The 17,746-nt window shown below is 50.4% G+C and carries 22 protein-coding genes; 13 read left to right on the forward strand and 9 right to left on the reverse strand.

From position 1 onward, the window contains the following. The first annotated feature begins 6 nt into the window (after positions 1-6). Positions 7-852, forward strand: a complete 846-nt coding sequence (locus tag ICL55_RS21230) for a helix-turn-helix transcriptional regulator (protein WP_188101095.1) — start codon at positions 7-9, stop codon at positions 850-852. Here ICL55_RS21230 and ICL55_RS21235 read toward each other — a convergent pair. From ICL55_RS21235 to ICL55_RS21245, 3 genes are all read right to left on the reverse strand, one after another. Then, positions 835-1,668 (reverse strand): metallophosphoesterase family protein, encoded by an 834-nt coding sequence (locus ICL55_RS21235; protein ID WP_223151535.1) that lies wholly within the window; start codon positions 1,666-1,668, stop codon positions 835-837. The genes ICL55_RS21230 and ICL55_RS21235 overlap by 18 nt on opposite strands. 85 nt (positions 1,669-1,753) lie before the next feature. Then, complete coding sequence (locus ICL55_RS21240) at positions 1,754-2,731, reverse strand: 3-keto-disaccharide hydrolase (RefSeq protein ID WP_188101097.1); 978 nt, start codon at positions 2,729-2,731, stop codon at positions 1,754-1,756. 76 nt (positions 2,732-2,807) lie between these two features. After that, the gene (locus ICL55_RS21245; protein ID WP_188101099.1) at positions 2,808-4,136 is read right to left on the reverse strand and encodes a hypothetical protein; all 1,329 of its coding nucleotides are present in this window, start codon (positions 4,134-4,136) and stop codon (positions 2,808-2,810) included. Between the two features lie 259 nt (positions 4,137-4,395). Between ICL55_RS21245 and ICL55_RS21250 the strand changes: the two genes are divergently transcribed. Both ICL55_RS21250 and ICL55_RS21255 read left to right on the forward strand, forming a co-directional pair. Further along, entirely contained in the window at positions 4,396-4,905 is a 510-nt protein-coding gene (locus ICL55_RS21250; protein ID WP_188101101.1) for an RNA polymerase sigma factor, read from the forward strand. 5 nt (positions 4,906-4,910) lie between these two features. Further along, positions 4,911-5,561: a hypothetical protein gene (locus tag ICL55_RS21255; protein ID WP_188101103.1), complete on the forward strand. Its 651-nt coding sequence runs from the start codon at positions 4,911-4,913 to the stop codon at positions 5,559-5,561. Between the two features lie 125 nt (positions 5,562-5,686). On the opposite strand, the gene ICL55_RS21260 is transcribed toward ICL55_RS21255, so the two are convergent. Together ICL55_RS21260 and ICL55_RS21265 are read right to left on the reverse strand one after the other, a co-directional pair. Further along, the gene (locus tag ICL55_RS21260) at positions 5,687-6,163 is read right to left on the reverse strand and encodes a copper resistance protein NlpE N-terminal domain-containing protein (protein WP_188101105.1); all 477 of its coding nucleotides are present in this window, start codon (positions 6,161-6,163) and stop codon (positions 5,687-5,689) included. 56 nt (positions 6,164-6,219) lie between these two features. Next, a complete protein-coding gene (locus ICL55_RS21265) occupies positions 6,220-6,552 on the reverse strand; it encodes an SMR family transporter (protein ID WP_169225971.1) in 333 nt (110 codons plus the stop codon). 278 nt (positions 6,553-6,830) lie between these two features. On the opposite strand from ICL55_RS21265, the gene ICL55_RS21270 reads away from it, so the two are divergent. Genes ICL55_RS21270 through xth form a run of 3 tightly spaced genes read left to right on the forward strand, consistent with a single transcriptional unit; the run spans position 6,831 to position 8,705 of the window. Then, a complete protein-coding gene (locus ICL55_RS21270) occupies positions 6,831-7,397 on the forward strand; it encodes a hypothetical protein (protein ID WP_188101107.1) in 567 nt (188 codons plus the stop codon). Then, entirely contained in the window at positions 7,384-7,875 is a 492-nt protein-coding gene (locus ICL55_RS21275) for a hypothetical protein (RefSeq protein WP_188101109.1), read from the forward strand. The genes ICL55_RS21270 and ICL55_RS21275 overlap by 14 nt, the downstream gene beginning before the upstream one ends. 53 nt (positions 7,876-7,928) lie before the next feature. Further along, positions 7,929-8,705, forward strand: coding sequence for an exodeoxyribonuclease III (gene xth, locus ICL55_RS21280; RefSeq protein WP_188101110.1), 777 nt, complete (start codon positions 7,929-7,931; stop codon positions 8,703-8,705). Here xth and ICL55_RS21285 read toward each other — a convergent pair whose 3' ends face one another. Both ICL55_RS21285 and ICL55_RS21290 read right to left on the reverse strand, forming a co-directional pair. Next, positions 8,706-9,281, reverse strand: coding sequence for a thioredoxin family protein (locus ICL55_RS21285; RefSeq protein ID WP_188101112.1), 576 nt, complete (start codon positions 9,279-9,281; stop codon positions 8,706-8,708). Between the two features lie 11 nt (positions 9,282-9,292). Next, a complete protein-coding gene (locus tag ICL55_RS21290; RefSeq protein WP_188101114.1) occupies positions 9,293-9,898 on the reverse strand; it encodes a 5'-methylthioadenosine/S-adenosylhomocysteine nucleosidase family protein in 606 nt (201 codons plus the stop codon). A 139-nt stretch (positions 9,899-10,037) separates the two neighbouring features. Between ICL55_RS21290 and ICL55_RS21295 the strand changes: the two genes are divergently transcribed. Continuing rightward, positions 10,038-10,973: an SRPBCC domain-containing protein gene (locus tag ICL55_RS21295; RefSeq protein WP_188101116.1), complete on the forward strand. Its 936-nt coding sequence runs from the start codon at positions 10,038-10,040 to the stop codon at positions 10,971-10,973. Here ICL55_RS21295 and ICL55_RS21300 read toward each other — a convergent pair. Next, positions 10,970-11,326 carry a winged helix-turn-helix transcriptional regulator gene (locus tag ICL55_RS21300; protein ID WP_188101118.1) on the reverse strand — a complete coding sequence of 119 codons (357 nt, stop codon included), beginning with the start codon at positions 11,324-11,326 and terminating at the stop codon, positions 10,970-10,972. The genes ICL55_RS21295 and ICL55_RS21300 overlap by 4 nt on opposite strands. Before the next feature lie 96 nt (positions 11,327-11,422). Between ICL55_RS21300 and ICL55_RS21305 the strand changes: the two genes are divergently transcribed. The 4 genes from ICL55_RS21305 (at position 11,423) to asnA (ending at position 13,743) form a co-directional block, all read left to right on the forward strand. Next, positions 11,423-11,827, forward strand: coding sequence for a putative quinol monooxygenase (locus tag ICL55_RS21305; protein WP_246496469.1), 405 nt, complete (start codon positions 11,423-11,425; stop codon positions 11,825-11,827). A gap of 64 nt (positions 11,828-11,891) precedes the next feature. Continuing rightward, a complete protein-coding gene (locus ICL55_RS21310) occupies positions 11,892-12,185 on the forward strand; it encodes a hypothetical protein (RefSeq protein WP_188101120.1) in 294 nt (97 codons plus the stop codon). Between the two features lie 114 nt (positions 12,186-12,299). Then, on the forward strand, positions 12,300-12,665 hold the full coding sequence (locus tag ICL55_RS21315) for a hypothetical protein (protein WP_188101122.1): 366 nt from the start codon (positions 12,300-12,302) through the stop codon (positions 12,663-12,665). A 97-nt stretch (positions 12,666-12,762) separates the two neighbouring features. After that, entirely contained in the window at positions 12,763-13,743 is a 981-nt protein-coding gene (gene asnA / locus ICL55_RS21320) for an aspartate--ammonia ligase (RefSeq protein ID WP_188101124.1), read from the forward strand. Between the two features lie 59 nt (positions 13,744-13,802). Here the strand turns inward: asnA and cobA are convergent, their stop codons facing one another. Next, positions 13,803-14,528, reverse strand: a complete 726-nt coding sequence (gene cobA / locus ICL55_RS21325) for a uroporphyrinogen-III C-methyltransferase (RefSeq protein WP_188101126.1) — start codon at positions 14,526-14,528, stop codon at positions 13,803-13,805. A 286-nt stretch (positions 14,529-14,814) separates the two neighbouring features. Here cobA and nirB point away from each other — a divergent pair, with 286 nt between their 5' ends. Beyond that, positions 14,815-17,310 (forward strand): nitrite reductase large subunit NirB, encoded by a 2,496-nt coding sequence (gene nirB / locus ICL55_RS21330; RefSeq protein ID WP_188101128.1) that lies wholly within the window; start codon positions 14,815-14,817, stop codon positions 17,308-17,310. Positions 17,311-17,333: 23 nt separating this feature from the next. Beyond that, complete coding sequence (gene nirD, locus ICL55_RS21335) at positions 17,334-17,708, forward strand: nitrite reductase small subunit NirD (protein WP_188101130.1); 375 nt, start codon at positions 17,334-17,336, stop codon at positions 17,706-17,708. The last annotated feature ends 38 nt before the right edge of the window (positions 17,709-17,746 follow it).

A 17,746-nucleotide genomic window follows, 5' to 3' on the forward strand; every position in this document is an offset into this window, starting at 1 on the left:
ATCAAAATGAGATTGATCCAGCACGACGATTTATTTATCCGCCACTTTCAGACACGGGAGTGGCCGTTTGAACTGCATAACCACAATCATTTTGAGTTGATATTTATTCATCATGGGGAAGGTACGCACCAGTTGAACAGCGAGACTTTCCGCTATGCCGGTCCCTGCTTTTATGCGCTGGCGCCGGAAGATGAGCATATCTTTTACATAGAACAGGAAACGAAATTTACCGTACTGAAATTTACGAATGTATATCTGGGGCAACAGTTACAGGCCGCTGCCAAAGAGCTGTGGGAGCAGCGTTTTCAGCAGCTGATCGTGGCTACGCGCTCACATGGCGCGTCGGCGGCAACGCCGGAAGCGTTGGCTCGTATTGGCAGTGTGATGCTGGTGATCGCGGCGGAATGGAAACTGCATCCGGTGGCCTCCAACGAGGGCGTGTTGCACCTGATACGCGGCGTACTTTCGATGCTCACGGAGCTGCTGACAGAAACGGGCTACACGCCGCCACGCTCTGTGGCGCTCACACAGGCCATGCATTATATCCATACGCATATCGCCACTCCCGAAGCGCTGCAACAGGAGGTGATGGCGTCGGCACTGCAAATGGGCAAAGCCCGGTTACAGGGACTGTTTAAACAGGAGCTGGGCATCTCTGTGCGGGACTATATCAATGACTATAAAATCCGGCAGATCGAAAATAAACTCCGCTACAGTGACATGAGTATTAAGGAAATCGCCGTCCGGTATGGGTTTGGCGACCTTAGTCATCTCAATAAATTCTTCCGCAAAATGAAAGGGGTCAATCCCCGCTCTTACCGCACACAGTTAAAATCAGGTGAGGACGCCTGACAGGAAATCAGCATAAAAATCAGGGACCGGGCTGTTACGTATGCCCGTCAGCGTTAACGCCATATCATATTCCACTTTCCGTATCGTCGCTTTGAACAGTTCCGGTAACGTAGGTGCGTCACTGTTACTTATTTCCAGCCGGAGGTAAGATGCCAGCCGGTCGGGTTCTTTGCTGCGCCCGACAGAGCCGGTATTGATCGCTGTTTTCCGCCCGTTGTCCATGGTACGGATGTATGACAGGTGGGTGTGTCCCGTAATGAGGAGATCTGTGCCGGCCCTATGCATCATGTCCAGTAATATTTCCTCCGGATGATCGGCGTAGAGATAGGTCTCGTTACTTTCGGGCGTGCCATGCGCCAGCAAAATGCGGTAGCGGCCAAATTGCAGGTGCAGCAGATGAGGGAGTGTGCGCAGAAACTGTTTATTATCGACGGTAATGGTGTTTCGGGTAAATTCGATGGCGGCCAGTCGTGCGGCCCTTTCTTCCGGTCCGTGTTTGGCGAGGGGCTTCACCGGCAGGTCGTAGGCGATGCGTTCATCATGATTCCCCATAATAGTAGGAATGCGCAGGGTGCGGATGCGTTGTATCACTTCGTTGTGCCAGGGGGCGGCATCGGTAAGGTCGCCCAGGCAATAGAGCTGGTCGGCCCCATAGCGGGAAATGTCTTCCAGTACGGCCTCCAGTGCGGGCAGGTTACCATGGATATCACTAATAACGGCTATTTTCATCATCCTCTCTTTGGGATGAAGGTAGGAAGGGGAAAGAGAAAAAAAGTGGTACCAATCGCAGGAAAAGTTGTACAAATATTTTATCATTTTTTCATTTTGATATTTTTTCATTTAAAAGGGGCCTGAGCGTCTTCAAAATGAAAAAATATCAAAATGAAAAAATGGCTAAATATTATTTAGCGGGTGTGATCACGAGTTTTTTAAATTCAATCGGACCGTGGTCGCCCTGAATGTAGATCGGACCGGGTTCCCCTTCGTTGCTGTCCAGTGCGCCGCCGGTGATGCCGGGGATTTCCTGGTTGTTGATAACGGTTTTGCCGTTTACCACGATGGTCACCATCCGTCCGATGAGGGTGATGTCGTATGTCTGCCATTTATCGGGACCGAGTGCGTTGATCTCGCTGGGGGCCAGGAAGCCGTATACGCCGCTGAACAGTACGCTGGACGGGTGTGTGTCCGGGTTGCTGTCTTCGATCTGTACTTCATGACGGCCTCTCAGGTAGATACCGCTGTTGCTGCCTTTCTGGTATCTGAATTCCGCATGCAGTTTGAAGTCGGTGAATTTCTGGTCAGACACGAGGTTAGCGCCGGAGTGAGGACTGGTGAGGATACCGTCTTTCACGATCCATTGATTTTCTTTGCCTGCCGCTTTCCATCCGGTGAGGTCTTTACCGTTGAACAGGTTGATGGGCTTGCCCCAGGCCACGGTGCCGGTTTTTTTCAGGTAGGGGGCTTTCACGCCTTTCCAGTTGTATTTTTTGCCTTCGCTGGTGGTGATGGTGCCCTGAATGCCGGCGTCGGTCAGTTCGCCTTCGATGAGGAAGTCCTGGTTGCCGCCTTCCCATTGTGGCGGGATGGAGAAGCTGAATTTACCATTGTCGAAGTTGACTTTGGCAACGGGCCGGGCGCTGCCGGAGGTGCCTACAAAATATCCCACGAGGGTTTTGAAGCCGGAGAGTTTTACTTCCAGCCAGGAAGGGGCGGATTTACCGTTTTCGTCGATGGTGATGTCCCAGCGGCCAATCAGGGCTTTGGCATCTGCTGACGCCTGAGCGGTATGGGGCTGCGGCCGGCCGGATGCCATTGCCGGGGCCATGGCTCCCAATGTTAATAAGCCGCTCATGCCGAGTACCAGGATGTTTCTGCGCATATGTATCATGTTTTTAGCTGATTCGTGAAATCTTTCAGCAGAACAAGATAGCGCTTATTCGCATTTTTACAAATGCCTATCTTACCACAAAACGCAGGTATTTACTGAACACGCCCATGGTGGAGATGCCCTGGATAACGCATACGAATACACCGGGGAGATCGTTGAGCCGGAAGGAGAAGTTGGCGTGGCCCTGTTCGTCGGTATTGATCAGGTGGTTCCAATACAGGGTGGTGTTGTAGTTACGGGCAGCCACTGTGTCGCTCGCCTGTTGGAATTCCGGGGTCTGGAATACCGGCTTCACTTTTTTCACATAGTCGGGTTCCTGTTGTGGCGCCGGCATTTTGGGTTTGGTGGCAGCGGGGGTACTGATGGTGATCGCAGTTAATTCTTCCGGCGTGAAGATGGTGCTGTCAGTCATCTCTTCCGGGGTGTAGGGGTAGTTGATTTTAGCCAGTTGGTGATTGACTCTTTCGATATCATTCAGAAAGTTGATTTTAAATTCAGACTGGTTACCTTTCACCACGCTGAGGATGGCGTCGGGTTGTCCGGTGGGGGTGAACAGCTGGTAGGAGTTGAGGCAGAAGATGCCGTCTTTATTAGTTTTCAGCGTAATCATTTCATTGTTTTTCATCAGCAGCAGGGGGATGGGCTTCTTCACTTTTTTCGTTCCTTTGGTAACGAAGCCGGCGACCGGGTTCAGTTCCTGTTGCGCCGTGGAGAGGTCCACCGAAGCGGGGAGCCGGTATTGATCGATGTAATAGTAGTGGCAGATATCCCATCTATCGTGTTTGCGCAGTCTTTTTTCGCAGACGCAGGCCACGGAGAACAGTCCCTGTATGGCTTTGCCGGTGGTGTCAGTTAGTACCACGCGGCAGTTGACCATGCCCCGTTGCCGATAATCGGTCGAGTCTGTTTCAAGCTGGATGCAGATATTGGCGTCCGGCACTTTCAGTGTAGCCGTGCGGGTAGTGTCTGCCGGTGTTTTTTTCATTTTAAAGGGGGGCTGATGTGGTTTGCGGACAGAGATCCATTGCTGGAATTCCTGTTCGTGGTTATCGGCGATGTAGTTGTTGGTATAAGCTACGAAGGCATAATCGCCGGGGGGGAGGCTGTCGGGCAGTTCCAGCATGCCTTTGCAGACGCCGCGGTCGAAGGCAAAACGTTCATTGAGGACCGGCTTACGGGTATTGGAGTTGATGAGGGCTACGAAGAGCGTATGATACGGGACAGTGTCTGTTGCCTGGATATTGAGCAGGTATCCGGTAAACCAGATTTTTTCTGCCGGCATGTAGATGTGTTTGTCCGTATGGATATACAGTCCGGTAGAGTTGATGTCTCTGTTTTGTGCCGTGGAGGGTACGTACAGAAAGATGCTCAGTAGTAGCAGCGTAGCGTTTCTCATGGTCTGGTTAGTTGTAGTCAACAGTTTCGGGTTGTACCGGAACAGGCCGGTCAGCATGGGAGTGACGTCGGTACGGTCCTCACCATGTTACTGCAATACTACAGCAGAACCAATTTTTAAATCTCCTGATTTCCCTAAAAACCAACGCTTAACGTCGGATTAACATGTTGTTAGACAGGCCCTTCCGAAAAAAATGCCCTGTCCTGTGATTTTTCTCTTCATCCGGCGAACAATTAAGCAGTAACATTATTTTTCACCAATGGATTCAGCTATCACAGATCAATTCCTGGCCGTTGTGGAGGCACACAAGGGCATTATTTATAAGGTGGCCCATGCCTGGTGCAGGCAGGCGGAGGACAGGAAAGACCTGGTCCAGGAGATCATTATACAGTTATGGAAAGCATTTGGGCATTATGACAGCGGGCAGGCGCGGTACAGCACCTGGATATACCGTATTGCGCTCAATGTCGCTATTTCTTTTTACCGCAAAGAAACCCGTCGCCAGGCGGCAGCGGGCAGGCTGGAAGCGGCGGTACTGGAAATGGTGGACACCGGGCCGGCAACGGAGACGGATCAGCAGCTGCTGTTGTTACAGCGGTTTATTCATGACCTCCGGGAGCTGGACCGGGCGCTGATACTCTTATATCTGGAAGAAAAAAGCCATCAGGAAATTGCGGAGATACTGGGCATCTCCGTGACGAACGTGGCCACGAAGATTGGCAGGATTAAAGTATTGCTGAGGCAGCAATTTTCACGTATTAAAACGTAATCGTCATGCAAGACACAGACATCATTCATCTTTGGAAATCGTACGAAAAGCATTTGGAAGAAAACCTGTTCCTGAACAGAAAAAACGCGGCAGAAATTACCGGCATTAAAATCCATTCGTTTATCGCTTCTATGAGACCCATCAAATATTTTGCCCTGCTGGCGGGCATTTTATGGGTTGCATTTTTGGACACGCTGCTGGTCAGCATGTTTAGTACCGCCAGCCTGTTTTTCCTGGTGTCTATGGGCATCCAGTCGTTGCTCACCACAGCAGCTATCGGCATTTATCTCTATCAGCTGATACTGATGGAAACGATAGACATTGCAGGACCAGTGCTGGACACGCAGGAGAAACTGTCCGGGCTGAAGTCCTCTACCCTATGGTGCGCCCGTTTATTATGGTTGCAGCTGCCGGTATGGACTACCTTCTACCTGCATGCAGGCATGTTTGTCCGGGAAAACGCCTGGCTGCTGGTCGTACAGATGATCGTGACGACAGGTCTTATCATCGCGGCGATCTGGCTTTTTGTGAATATCCGTTATGAAAATAAGGACCGTAAATGGTTCCGGTGGCTCTTTGAAGGAAAGGAATGGACACCTGTGATCAGGTCCCTGGAAATGCTGGAAGAAATAAAAACTTTCCGGGAAGGAAAGTAAGGAGCGGTGAAGTGACGTGCGATGGTCTTCCGTGTTGTCTTCGAGAACATCCTCGGAAACTTGCTCGGAAAAACGCCCGAAACACCCACCTGATCAAATAAACCGTAGCCCTGGGCCCATGAATATCACGGTTGCTGGCGGCGCAGCGTATATTCAGGCCCGCCGGTTTTTTCGGCTTGTCCCGGAGCCTGTATGGAGTGGTCTTGCAGTTGAATGGTATTGTCATCCACAATAGCGAAGGACGTGCCCCGGTCGGCCAGGTTCTTATAAGCGAGATAGATGCTTTTGGTAACACCGTCATAGCTCCATTTACCGGTGTTGTCCATCTCGTGTTCCGGCTTGCCTTCTTTGGACAGATAGCTTTCTTTCATGTTGAAAGTGGAGTCGGCATTGAAAGTAATGGACACGTCCCTTTTCCGGGCGCCGCCGGGAATAGTGCCTTTGAAAGTGCCGGCATTAAAGGCGGCAGTCTCCGGAGTGGGCATGGGCGCAGGCGCTGTAGAGTCAGGTATTTCTCTTTGGGAAGTAGGGCTGTTATTGCAGCCCAGCGTAATGGCGGCAGCTACGGTACAGATCAGAAAGAAAAAAGGTGTTTTTTTCATACAGCAGTTTTGTATGCATTAACAGCTGTATGCCCGGGTTTGTTTGATGGGACGGCTCAGTGAGCAGAAGTTTTGGAAAACAGGTTCACAATGATCACCCCGACAATGATGAACAATAAACCAATAATGGCCGCTGTGTCCAGTTTCTGCCGGAACATCACCACACCGATGATGGACACCAGCACAATACCAAGGCCGGACCAGATGGCATAGGCTATGCCCAGCGGGATTTGTTTCAGGGTAAGGCTCAGGCAATAAAAGGCGATCGCGTAGCCGGCCACCACAGTGACGGAAGGCCAGAAACGGGAAAACCCTTCGGAAGCCTTCAGCGCGGAAGTGGCAATCACCTCCGCTACAATGGCAATCAGTAGTAGTACGTATTTCATCAGCATCGGTTTATGGCTAAAATAGCAGAAGCACACCGGAAAAAAAATTTTTTGTAGCAGGAGAAATCAATCACATACCACAGTCATCTATAGTTCTTCATGATCTGCTACCACTGGCATAGCAGCACCGGTACGCGGTAAATCGTATATCCCCGGCAGTGAACCACGTCAGTTGCGCTAACAGAAAGACAGACAGTTTAATCAGGCACCGGTTATTCTTTTTCGGATAACCGGTTTTAATTAAATTAGCAGCTCCTATACTTTTTGTTTTATTTATGCCAATGACCAAACTGATTGCTGTTGCACTGTTAAGCACCCTGCCCCTGATTGCCGCCGCCCAAAAGGATTCCCTGCCGGACAATGGATTGAAACCCCTGCAGATAAAAGGGAACCTGATGCTGCCGGGTATCGGACTCTCACTGGAGCGGAAGTTGTCGCCCCGGACCTCGTTACACGCGGAGATGGACCTGATAGGCTACTATTATTATACCTACAGTGATTATTACGGAGGTGACTGGGGATATGAACTGGTCCCCGTAGCCCGACTGGAAGAGCGTTTTTATTACAATCTTCGTAAACGTCTTGCCAGAGGCAAATCTATGCGTAACAACAGCGGAAATTTCTTCGCCATCAGCGGGAGCTACTTTTTTGGGACCGTCGCCAACCGTAATATGGGACGCAGCCAATGGGCGTTTTCCCTACAACCACTATGGGGAATGCAACGGGGCGTAGGCAAACATTTTAGCTTCGATGCCCGCTTCGGCCTGGGCCCGGTGTATTTTAGTGATGTCCGCAGATGGGAAGTACAACCCCGCGCACAATTCATGTTAGGATATGTTATCAAATAAACCTAAACGGCTATACGCTGTAGTGTTGATATTGCTGGCTATCGGCTGGACGGCCTGCTCACAAGGTCCGCTTAAAGGATTTAACGTCAACGGACGGGAACACCGGTCGGACTATATCCCCATCAAAGTGAAGAAAGGACGGAAGAAAATCCACCCGTCCATGTTGTTCAATGAAGCGATACGGGACTACTGGATAACGCGGAAATGTTTCCCGGCCACCCTGCAGCAGCTGGAGTATTCGGGCGACAAAGCCCGCCGGGCGGTGAGAGACATGCGGGAGTCCGGATTCACGCAGCTTGAAATAGGGTATTCATTGCTGGACTCCATGGAGGTATTTTTCCGGCATAAGCCGGTATTTAATCCCGTGATCGACGACGCTTCGCTGGCGGTAGATGCCAGCGGAAAATTCATTTACACCGCGAAAGATTCTTCGGTGTTCAATATCACGAAACTGGACAGGGGACTGTTTACACGTTAAGGGGCTTCCCGATTTTTTTAGTTAACTTGGATAGCTAACCAAGACCAGGTCCCATGAAAATAGCTACTTATAATGTCAATGGTATCAATGCCCGTTTGCCGGTACTGCTACGCTGGTTGAAGGAGTCTGCGCCGGACGTGGCCTGTCTGCAGGAGCTGAAAGCGCCGCAGGAGAAGTTTCCGGAGCTGGCTATCCGGGAAGCGGGGTATGATGTGATATGGCACGGCCAGAAAAGCTGGAATGGCATCGCTATCCTGTCGAAGGTAGGCATGCCGCAGGAAATCAGAAGGACGCTGCCCGGAGATGAGGAAGATGTGCACAGCCGCTATATGGAAGCTGCTATCAACGGCGTATTGATCGGTTGTCTGTATCTGCCTAATGGCAATCCCGCGCCGGGGCCTAAGTTTGACTATAAGCTCAGCTGGTTCAAAAGGCTGACGGACCATGCAAAGGAGCTGCTTTCGCAAAAAACGCCGGTCATCCTTACCGGCGATTATAATGTGATGCCTACTGACCTCGATGTATATAAACCGGAGCGCTGGGTAGATGATGCCCTGTTCAGGCCGGAAGTAAAATCAGCTTTCCATGCGCTGGTGGCGCAAGGGTGGACAGACGCCATCCGCAAGCTGCATCCTGATCAGAAGATTTACACTTTCTGGGATTACTTCCGTAATGCCTACGAAAGGGATGCCGGCCTGCGGATCGATCACTTTCTGCTCAGCCCCGAGGTAGACAAACGCCTGCTGGCGGCAGGGGTAGACCGTCACGTGCGGGGATGGGAGAAATCCAGCGACCATGCGCCGGTATGGGTAGAGCTGAAAGGGGTGTGATCAGACTACGCTGACTTTCCGCACCGCTGCCAGGGCTTCCAGCAATTCTGCCTGTAAGCTTTGGCCTTTATCTTCGTTGTACCACTGCTGCAATTCGATCTTCGTCCGTTCAAAATCAGCTTTCTCTGCTTTCAGCCGGTTGTACAGCACCTGGCAGGCAGCCGGTCTGGGACCCCATACCGCCATATCGTTGCCATCGTTGTCACGGATGATCAGTTTGGGGATAGACCTGGTGCCGTTGGTCAGGTATTGTTCAATCAGGAAAGGCGGTGTATCACGCAGCTGTATCTCGATGGTGATCAGCGGATTTAAGGCCGCTATTTTGGTCAGGAACGGTACGATATGTGCCGCGTCGCCGCACCAGGGCTCCGTGATGATGACCCATTGTTGCGGTGCGGTAATTTCTTTTACGGCAGCGGTAACAGCGTCGGTGATCACGCCGGTTTTCAGCCAGCGTTGTTGTCTCGACCAGTTCAGTTTGGTATAGTTGAGATAATCCGGGTTGTTGTAAGGAGCCTTCGGTTCCGCGTCTTGCAGGATGTTTTCAAACAGCTGCAGATAGTCTGTAAAATTCATCTCTCACATTTTTATTGTTGAAGGCCGGAAATAATCTTCCGGAAGGCAGCAGCGGCGTGGTGTACCTGTACGCTCCATTCTTCTGCTGCACCGCCATCGGCGCCATCCGTGATATATTTCAGGCACAGAAAAGGTATATTCTCTTTCATGGCCACCATCGCCAGGGAATAGGCTTCCATATCGATCACGTTGTAATCGACGGTGGTGTGGCCGGTCTCGAAGTTGTCGCCGGTACCGCAGATACCATATTGAAAGCCGTCCAGCTGAAAACCATATTCCAGCACCGGTTCCAGATCGGAGAAAGGCGTTTCATATTTACGGTAGCCCAGGCCGGTAACGTCCATGTCGCGTTGTATGAAACGGTTGCAGCATACTACTTCGCCGCGTTTGAAGGTGTTGCTGCCGGCAGAGCCCAGGTTAACGATCAGTCCGGGTCTTTCTTCCTGTATCTTTTTGGTCAGGTTAAAAGCAGCGTTCACTTTTCCGATGCCTGCTATCAGGATGTTGTCTTCGTTGAATTCCTCCGCTGCTTCGGAGCTGAGGGCAAAAACAAAAAGTGGTCGCTGGCTCAACAGGCTGGTGATATGCTGTGTTTGTGCTGACGGTCCCTGGATCATATGTGTTCTACGGTTGTGGTGGTAATTAAAAACTGCCGCAAAGTTACGGTAAAATGCGGTACCGGAGCGGCGTTTTGGGGGTGTGGTTACCTGTGGGATACCGCTTTTATTGACTTACATTGTTTACTTTAGGCATACGATGGACCCACAGCAACAATTTAATGATATCCTGCAGCAATGGGTGGCTTCTCTGAATGATTATTCACTGGAGATGATCTGCCGGCCTACAAAGGCGGCGGCGTGGACACTGGGACAGGTATATATGCATATCATTGATGATACCGGCTGGTATGTAACGCAGGTGGCCACCGCGTTAGCAAGCCGGGAACACCACGATCAGGAAGTGACCGAAGAAGGCCGGCATATACTGGCCAACGGTTTTCCGGATATACAAATTGCCGGACCTGCCACCAATACGTTTATTCCGCAGCCCGAAAGCCTTGATCAGCTGCGGCAGGGACTATTGGCTATTCAGGAATCGATGACGGCATTATGCCGAGAAGGTAATTTTACAGCGGCTACCGGCAAAACGAAACATCCGGGGCTGGGCTATTTCACCGCAGCAGAATGGCTGCGTTTTGCAGCGCTGCACATGCAGCATCACCTGCGGCAGAAGGAGCGAATTGATGCGCAGCTGTTTGCCGGGAATACTGTGAACAAATCAGTCACCATTAAGGCTTCGGCAGCCACGGTGTGGGAAATGCTGACCAACCCTGAAAAAATAGGACAGTGGATGATGGATTCACCGGTACACGTTGCGTCCAGTTGGGAGGTAGGCAGTCCACTGGTGTTTACCGGCGATCTGCATGGTTATCCGTATCAAAACAAAGGCGTCATACTGCAACTGGAACCGGAAAAACTGCTGATGTATACCCATTGGAGCTCCCTCTCCAAAAGGCCGGATGAACCGGAGCAGTACGGTACTATTACCTTCCGGCTCACCAGTACCACAGCAGGTACGGCGTTGGATTTTACCCAGACGAACACTGGCAAGTACGCCACGGACCGGCATATCAACTACTATTGGGGTACCGTATTAGCGTTGATTAAAAGGCTTTGCGAGGCAACGGTTTAAAGACGGGCCTTGTGTCTGTCGCCCCACGCTTCCAACTGTTGGAAAACAGCTTTTAATTCATGCGCACTTTCCGTTAGCTCGTATTCCACGCGGGGCGGCACTTCCGGATAGACGGTGCGGGTCACCAGGCCGTCTTCTTCCATTTTACGCAGCTGTAGCGTCAGCATTCTTTCCGTGATCTGCGGTATTCTCTTTTTCAGTTCCCCGAAGCGCAACCGGCCTTCGAACAGATGGCAGCAGATGGCCAGCGTCCATTGTCCGCTGAGCAGGTTGATGGCATAGACCTCCGTACAGATTTCACCAAGACTGTTTTTATTGGCCTGATGGGTAGAGTTTTCCTTGATTTTACTCATACTTACACAACTGTTAGTATCCTACAATTGGGTGCTAAGGTACAACAGAATAGCGGACGGCTTTACATTTGCACCTGTTGATAAAAACAAACCCAAATGTACACACGAATGATAATTATGCTGTTGCTGATAACAGCCACTTGCTTTCCCACACAGGCCTTTGCCGTAAAACCTGTTGCCATGAACGCCACCCATGATACCACTGCTACTGTGAGCCTTTATGGTTTCCTGCGTCCAAAAAAAGAACATGCCGCCACGCTCCGGCGCGAGTTGCTGGCGCTGGTAGCGCCTACCCGTGCAGAAGCCGGCAATCTGGTGTATAATATCCATGAAGAAAAGGACGGTGCTATTTTCATTTATGAAGTATGGCGCTCACAGGCCGATCTGGATAAGCATATGCAGCAGCCACACCTGAAAAGGTTGATGGCACAAGTGTCTGCATGGCTGGCCAGCGATATTGAAGCCTATTCCGGTAAACTCATTACGCCGGTGAAAAAATAGGGCTGTCGGTTTTGTTCTATTTTCCGGGTATGGCGACAGGTAATTTTGAGTAAAATTAAAAACAATGAAATACCTGATCATACTCGTTGCCCTGTTAAGCATTGCGCATGTTGCCACTGCTGGTACGCCGGAAGAAGATAAAGGAAAAGCCCTGCTGGTGTTGCAAACCAAATGCAATATTTGTCATGTTCGTAATAACCCTTTCCGCATTTTTAAAGAAAGGAACATGGAAAGAAATGCGAAGGATATCTATAAACAGGTATTTGTAAAAGGACGTATGCCACTCGGCAATGAAGTGAAGCTGACAGAAGACGAGCGGGAAACGCTGAAAAAGTGGCTGGAAGCCAATATTCATTGAGAACGCTGCTGACGCGGTGCCGGGGAGTAGTGCCTCTATGCTACGCCCGTGCGCCGCGTTTGTATTTGTGCTGCGAACGGAAAATTGCTATTTTCCGCGAAACAATAATGATATATGAAACTCGCTGCTGAACCGGAGGAAGTTAATCCGTTGTTGAAGGAATGGTCTGGTGCGAAGGCACACATTCAGGCTTATCATGCTTCGCTGGGGCGATTGGCTATCAGTTTAGACCATCCAGTGAATAAAGCGATGTGTTATTTTGTGGCGGCAGGATGTTGCCGTATGAAAGGGGCTTTCCATTTTGATTCGGCTCATCTGGTAGTGACGCGCGAAGAGGATGCAGATGCTGGTTTCTTTACCTTTCTTTATATAATATTGATAATCAATATATTAAAATATCTTAGCAAGATTCGTATAGAAAAATTGCAAAATCTGCATAGTTTTTATGGTTTTTCATTAAGCATATCCTGTTTTTGTTGAAAAAATATTTCAAGATGTGATGATTTGTTAGTGAATATTTATAGTTTTGCATTAAACATTGAAATATATCCAAAGCAATCTTATATCAACTAACAAAATGATCACACTAACTGCAAAAACAAACGATATCCTCCATCTGGAGAAGGGAATATCCCTCATTAAAGATTATTTCCCGGCACGATTAAGCCAACGGCTGTCGCTGACCAAAGTGTCTGCTCCTTTGTTCGTTCAATCTGGTACAGGATTTAATGATGACCTGAACGGCGTGGAGAAACCTGTGAAGTTCAACCTGAAAAATATTCCCTATCCGGTGGAAATTGTTCAGTCGCTGGCGAAATGGAAACGTATGCGCCTGCATCAATTAGGACTGGAGCCTGAACAGGGTATTGTAACAGACATGCGGGCGATCCGTCCGGATGAAGTAGTGTCACCTATTCACAGCTTTTATGTGGACCAGTGGGACTGGGAAAAGCGTATCCTGGCCGAGCATCGCCGCATCAGTTATCTGAAAGAGACGGTGGAGCAGATTTATCAGGCTATTCTGGATACCAACGCTATGTTGGAAGAGGCGCACGAAAAGGCGCTGGACCTGCCTGCTGCCGTGTATTTCATCGATAGTGAAACGCTGCTGCAACGTTATCCGGGCCTGACGCCTAAAGAAAGGGAAAACCGCATTGCGAAAGAACATGGTGCGGTGTTTATCATGGGTATTGGTGGTCTGTTGTCAGATCAGGCGGTGCATGACGACCGTGCCCCGGATTATGATGACTGGTCTACCGCCAACGAAGAAGGCTTCTATGGCCTGAACGGAGATCTTATCCTCTGGAACCCTGCCATGAATAGCGCGCTGGAACTGTCTTCCATGGGTATCCGGGTAGATGCTGGTTCCCTCCGTGAGCAACTTTCTCTGAAAGGTTGTGGCAGCAGAAGGGAGTTGTTGTTCCACAGCAATGTATTGAACGACGTATATCCGTTGAGTATGGGTGGCGGCATCGGACAATCACGTCTGTGCATGTTCCTGCTGCAACGCAAACATATTTCCGATGTACAGTCCTGCATCTGGCCGGAAAATATCTAAATATCAAAATATTAACATGTTGAAGGGTCCCAAAAGGCGTACAGCTTTTTGGGGCTTTTTCATGATGGGAGTTGCAGGGACACAACTTCCCCTATCACGATGATGGCTGGGTGACTGATACCGGCTTCCTGTGCGCGCCGATGGATATCGCTGACGGTGCCCGTTACGATGCGGGCCTGTGGTGTAGTGCCTTCCTGTATAATAGCTGCCGGCGTGTGTTGTTTTCCATGGTGTGTAAATATCTGCAGGATGGCTTCGAGGTGGTGCATGCCCATCAGGATCACCACCGTGGCGGTAGACTGGGCGGCCAGTGCAATATCGCCGGAGAGTTGGCCGGCGCAGGTGGTGCCGGTCGTTACCCAAAAACTTTCTGCCACGCCCCGGCAGGTAACGGGGATCAGCTGCGAGGCGGGTACTGCGATAGCGCTGCTGATCCCCGGAATAACGGCTACGCCTATATGATGTTGCTGCGCAGTCATAATTTCTTCCACTGCTCTTCCAAAAACAAAAGGATCTCCTCCTTTTAGTCTCACTACATGACCATGCTGTTGGGCCATTTCCACCATTAACCGATTGATCTCTTCCTGTGGCAGGCTATGACTACCGCAACGTTTGCCTACAAACTGCCGGATGGCTTGCGCGGGGGCATATTCCAGCAATAAGGGATTTACCAGGGCGTCGTACAGGACTACGTCTGCCTGGCGAAGCGTATGGATGGCTTTCAGGGTGATCAGTTCCGGGTCTCCCGGACCGGCACCGACCAAAGATAGAAATGGTAGTTTCATTTATATTATAAATAAATTAATATGAATTAGTGTCCGATGATTATTGAGATAAGCAATCTGTTTGGATGCTTTGTAATCCTCGCTGGTGAAGAGAAATGATATTTTTCATATATATAGTAAATAAATTAATATGAATATTTTTAAGTTTTACTGTTTAAAAATAAAATGAAAACGATTAATTTCATCATGAAAATAGAGAGAAAGAAACAAAAACGATAGTGGTTTGTAGTTAAGATATCATATTTAATATATTTTAATATTAATTCTCCATCCAAAATCTCCTCCCATGAAAATCGTGGTTATTGGAAATGGCATGGTGGGCTATAAATTCTGCGAAAAGATGCTCACCAAATCCGCGAAAGCACCTGTTGAACTGGTCGTATTCGGTGAGGAACCCCGTCCAGCTTATGACCGTGTACACCTCACCTCCTGGTTTGAACACAATACCGCCGATCTTTTACTGGCCACCACTGAGTGGTACGAGCAGCAGGGCATCCGGCTGCATCTGGCAGACCCGGTAGTCGCTATCGACCGGGAACAGCGAACAGTCCGCTCTCACAGCGGCATCACGGAAACCTATGACTATCTCGTCCTGGCCACCGGCTCGGCCGCGTTTGTACCGCCCATACCGGGCGTGGAGAAAAAAGGCGTCTTCCTTTACCGCACTATCGAAGACCTGGAAATGATGAAGGCCTATGCGCCCCATGCCAGGAGTGGAGCGGTAATCGGTGGGGGACTGCTGGGGCTCGAAGCAGCTAAAGCCCTGCTGGACCTGGGCATTACGAATATACATGTGGTGGAATTCGCACCCCGGCTGATGCCGCGGCAGATAGATGATAAGGGCTCTCTGCTGCTACAGGAAAAACTGGGACAGCTGGGCCTGAAAGTGCTCACCAGCAAAAACACCAAAAAGATAACCGGAGAAGAAAGTGTGAACGGCCTCCAGTTTACGGACGACACGTTTCTGAAAACAGATATGCTGGTGATATCAGCAGGCATCAAACCGCGTGATGAACTGGCCATAGCGGCAGGACTGCCAACCGGTCCGCGGGGAGGCATTGTGGTGAACGAGCAACTGCAAACTGCCGATCCGTTTATCTATGCAATCGGGGAATGCGCCCTTTATCAGAACATGATCTATGGCCTGGTGGCACCGGGTTATGAAATGGCGGAAGTGGTGGCCGCACATCTTTGTGGGGAAATGAAAGCTTTCACGGGATTTGATATGAGTACACGCCTCAAACTCATCGGCGTGGAAGTGGCCAGCTTCGGCGATCCTTTTTCACCCGCGGGTGACTGCCACAGTATTGTATTTGAAGACCGGCTCAAAGGCGTCTACAAACGCATCGACATTACCCCTGACGGACAGCAGCTGCTGGGAGGCATCCTGATAGGAGAAGCCAGCGCTTATAACATGCTGCTGCAAACGGTGAAAAATAAACTGGCTTTGCCCGCAGATCCGGCATCGTTGTTAGTGCCGCCTGCAAAAGACGGCGCCTCCACCGGCGCGGGCGTAGACGGCCTTCCCGACGAGGCGTTGATCTGTAGTTGCGAGAGCGTCAGCAAAGGCGCTATCGGTGAGGCGGTAATGGCCGGTCATGAGTCTTTCGATGACATCAAAAAATGTACAAAAGCCGGTACCTGCTGTGGTGGCTGCGCGCCTATGGTGAAAGATATTATCACGGCTACGCTCAAATCACAAGGGAAGTATATCCGTAGCGTGATTTGCGAGCACTTCGCTTATTCCCGGCAGGAAATGCTGGACATCATCAGAATTAATTCACTCCGCTCTTTTGATGAAGTGCTCGACCACTGCGGCCACGGGGAAGGTTGTGAAGTATGCAAGCCGGTAGTGGCTTCTATCCTGGCCAGCCTGTGGAACGATATGATACTGGCGCAGGGCAACGATACGGCACAGGACTCCAACGACCGTTATCTGGCCAATATTCAGAAAGGTGGCACCTACTCGGTCGTGCCGCGTATTCCCGGCGGAGAGATCACGCCGGAGAAACTGATCACCATCGGGATGGTCGCCCAAAAATATCATCTCTATACCAAAATTACTGGCGGCCAACGTATCGATCTTTTTGGCGCACACCTCAGCGACCTGCCGCTGATCTGGAAAGAATTGATAGATGCCGGTTTTGAAAGCGGCCACGCTTACGGCAAAGCACTGCGGACCGTGAAGAGCTGCGTGGGCTCTACCTGGTGCCGCTTCGGGCTGCACGACAGCGTGAGCTACGCCATCCGCATAGAAGAGCGGTACCGCGGCCTCCGTGCGCCGCATAAAATCAAATCGGCCGTTTCCGGCTGTATCCGCGAATGTGCGGAGGCGCAATCGAAAGACTTCGGCATTATCGCCACAGAGAAAGGCTGGAACCTGTACGTATGTGGCAACGGTGGCTCTAAGCCTCAACATGCGGTGTTGCTGGCCGCTGATCTGGACAGCGAAACGTGTATCCGTTACATTGACCGCTTCCTGATGTTCTATATTAAAACAGCTGACCCGTTGACCCGCACGGCCACCTGGCTCAATAAACTGGATGGTGGCATCGACTATCTCCGCAATGTGGTGGTGCACGACAGTCTGGGTATCGGCGCGCAGCTGGAAGGAGAAATGCAGCTGCTGGTAGACAGCTACAAATGTGAATGGAAGGAAGTGGTGGAGAATTCCGAGCTCCGGAAACGTTTTTCCCATTTTGTGAATTCACCGGAAGAGAAGGACCCTACTGTAAAATTCGAAACCCTGCGTAACCAGAAGAAAGCCGCAGAGTGGAAATGATCTCATCATTAAAATGTACTGCTATGTCTATATCACCAACAACGATTCACTGGTTTCTGGCGTGTAAGGCGTCGGATGTACCGTCTAACGGCGGTGTATGCGTAAAATACGGAGAAGAACAAATCGCCCTATTTTATTTTGCCCGCAAAGACCAGTGGTATGCCACGCAGAACCTTTGTCCGCACCGCAAACAGATGGCCCTGAGCCGGGGTATGACCGGCACGGTAAAGGATGAACCCAAAGTGGCTTGTCCCTTTCATAAAAAAACATTTTCGCTGATTGATGGACGTTGTCTGTCAGATGAAGCGGAATGCTCACTCAGCGTTTATCCGGTAAAGGTCGTCGACGGACAGGTATATATCGGAGTGAATGAAGAAACAGCAATGGTAGCAGTATAAGGTGAAACCCGGCAGCGGGCAGGCTGGCCGGGTTCCGG

Origin of the sequence: Chitinophaga varians, assembly GCF_014529945.1 — a bacterium.
Classification (GTDB): domain Bacteria; phylum Bacteroidota; class Bacteroidia; order Chitinophagales; family Chitinophagaceae; genus Chitinophaga; species Chitinophaga varians.

What these genes read in the sequence shown, in the direction of transcription:
- ICL55_RS21230 (WP_188101095.1), top strand. Translation starts at nt 7, where the DNA reads ATGAGATTGATCCAGCACGACGATTTATTTATCCGCCACTTTCAGACA.
- ICL55_RS21235 (WP_223151535.1), bottom strand. Translation starts at nt 1,668, where the DNA reads ATGATAAAATATTTGTACAACTTTTCCTGCGATTGGTACCACTTTTTT.
- ICL55_RS21240 (WP_188101097.1), bottom strand. Translation starts at nt 2,731, where the DNA reads ATGCGCAGAAACATCCTGGTACTCGGCATGAGCGGCTTATTAACATTG.
- ICL55_RS21245 (WP_188101099.1), bottom strand. Translation starts at nt 4,136, where the DNA reads ATGAGAAACGCTACGCTGCTACTACTGAGCATCTTTCTGTACGTACCC.
- ICL55_RS21250 (WP_188101101.1), top strand. Translation starts at nt 4,396, where the DNA reads ATGGATTCAGCTATCACAGATCAATTCCTGGCCGTTGTGGAGGCACAC.
- ICL55_RS21255 (WP_188101103.1), top strand. Translation starts at nt 4,911, where the DNA reads ATGCAAGACACAGACATCATTCATCTTTGGAAATCGTACGAAAAGCAT.
- ICL55_RS21260 (WP_188101105.1), bottom strand. Translation starts at nt 6,163, where the DNA reads ATGAAAAAAACACCTTTTTTCTTTCTGATCTGTACCGTAGCTGCCGCC.
- ICL55_RS21270 (WP_188101107.1), top strand. Translation starts at nt 6,831, where the DNA reads ATGACCAAACTGATTGCTGTTGCACTGTTAAGCACCCTGCCCCTGATT.
- ICL55_RS21275 (WP_188101109.1), top strand. Translation starts at nt 7,384, where the DNA reads ATGTTATCAAATAAACCTAAACGGCTATACGCTGTAGTGTTGATATTG.
- xth (WP_188101110.1), top strand. Translation starts at nt 7,929, where the DNA reads ATGAAAATAGCTACTTATAATGTCAATGGTATCAATGCCCGTTTGCCG.
- ICL55_RS21285 (WP_188101112.1), bottom strand. Translation starts at nt 9,281, where the DNA reads ATGAATTTTACAGACTATCTGCAGCTGTTTGAAAACATCCTGCAAGAC.
- ICL55_RS21290 (WP_188101114.1), bottom strand. Translation starts at nt 9,898, where the DNA reads ATGATCCAGGGACCGTCAGCACAAACACAGCATATCACCAGCCTGTTG.
- ICL55_RS21295 (WP_188101116.1), top strand. Translation starts at nt 10,038, where the DNA reads ATGGACCCACAGCAACAATTTAATGATATCCTGCAGCAATGGGTGGCT.
- ICL55_RS21300 (WP_188101118.1), bottom strand. Translation starts at nt 11,326, where the DNA reads ATGAGTAAAATCAAGGAAAACTCTACCCATCAGGCCAATAAAAACAGT.
- ICL55_RS21305 (WP_246496469.1), top strand. Translation starts at nt 11,423, where the DNA reads ATGTACACACGAATGATAATTATGCTGTTGCTGATAACAGCCACTTGC.
- ICL55_RS21310 (WP_188101120.1), top strand. Translation starts at nt 11,892, where the DNA reads ATGAAATACCTGATCATACTCGTTGCCCTGTTAAGCATTGCGCATGTT.
- ICL55_RS21315 (WP_188101122.1), top strand. Translation starts at nt 12,300, where the DNA reads ATGAAACTCGCTGCTGAACCGGAGGAAGTTAATCCGTTGTTGAAGGAA.
- asnA (WP_188101124.1), top strand. Translation starts at nt 12,763, where the DNA reads ATGATCACACTAACTGCAAAAACAAACGATATCCTCCATCTGGAGAAG.
- cobA (WP_188101126.1), bottom strand. Translation starts at nt 14,528, where the DNA reads ATGAAACTACCATTTCTATCTTTGGTCGGTGCCGGTCCGGGAGACCCG.
- nirB (WP_188101128.1), top strand. Translation starts at nt 14,815, where the DNA reads ATGAAAATCGTGGTTATTGGAAATGGCATGGTGGGCTATAAATTCTGC.
- nirD (WP_188101130.1), top strand. Translation starts at nt 17,334, where the DNA reads ATGTCTATATCACCAACAACGATTCACTGGTTTCTGGCGTGTAAGGCG.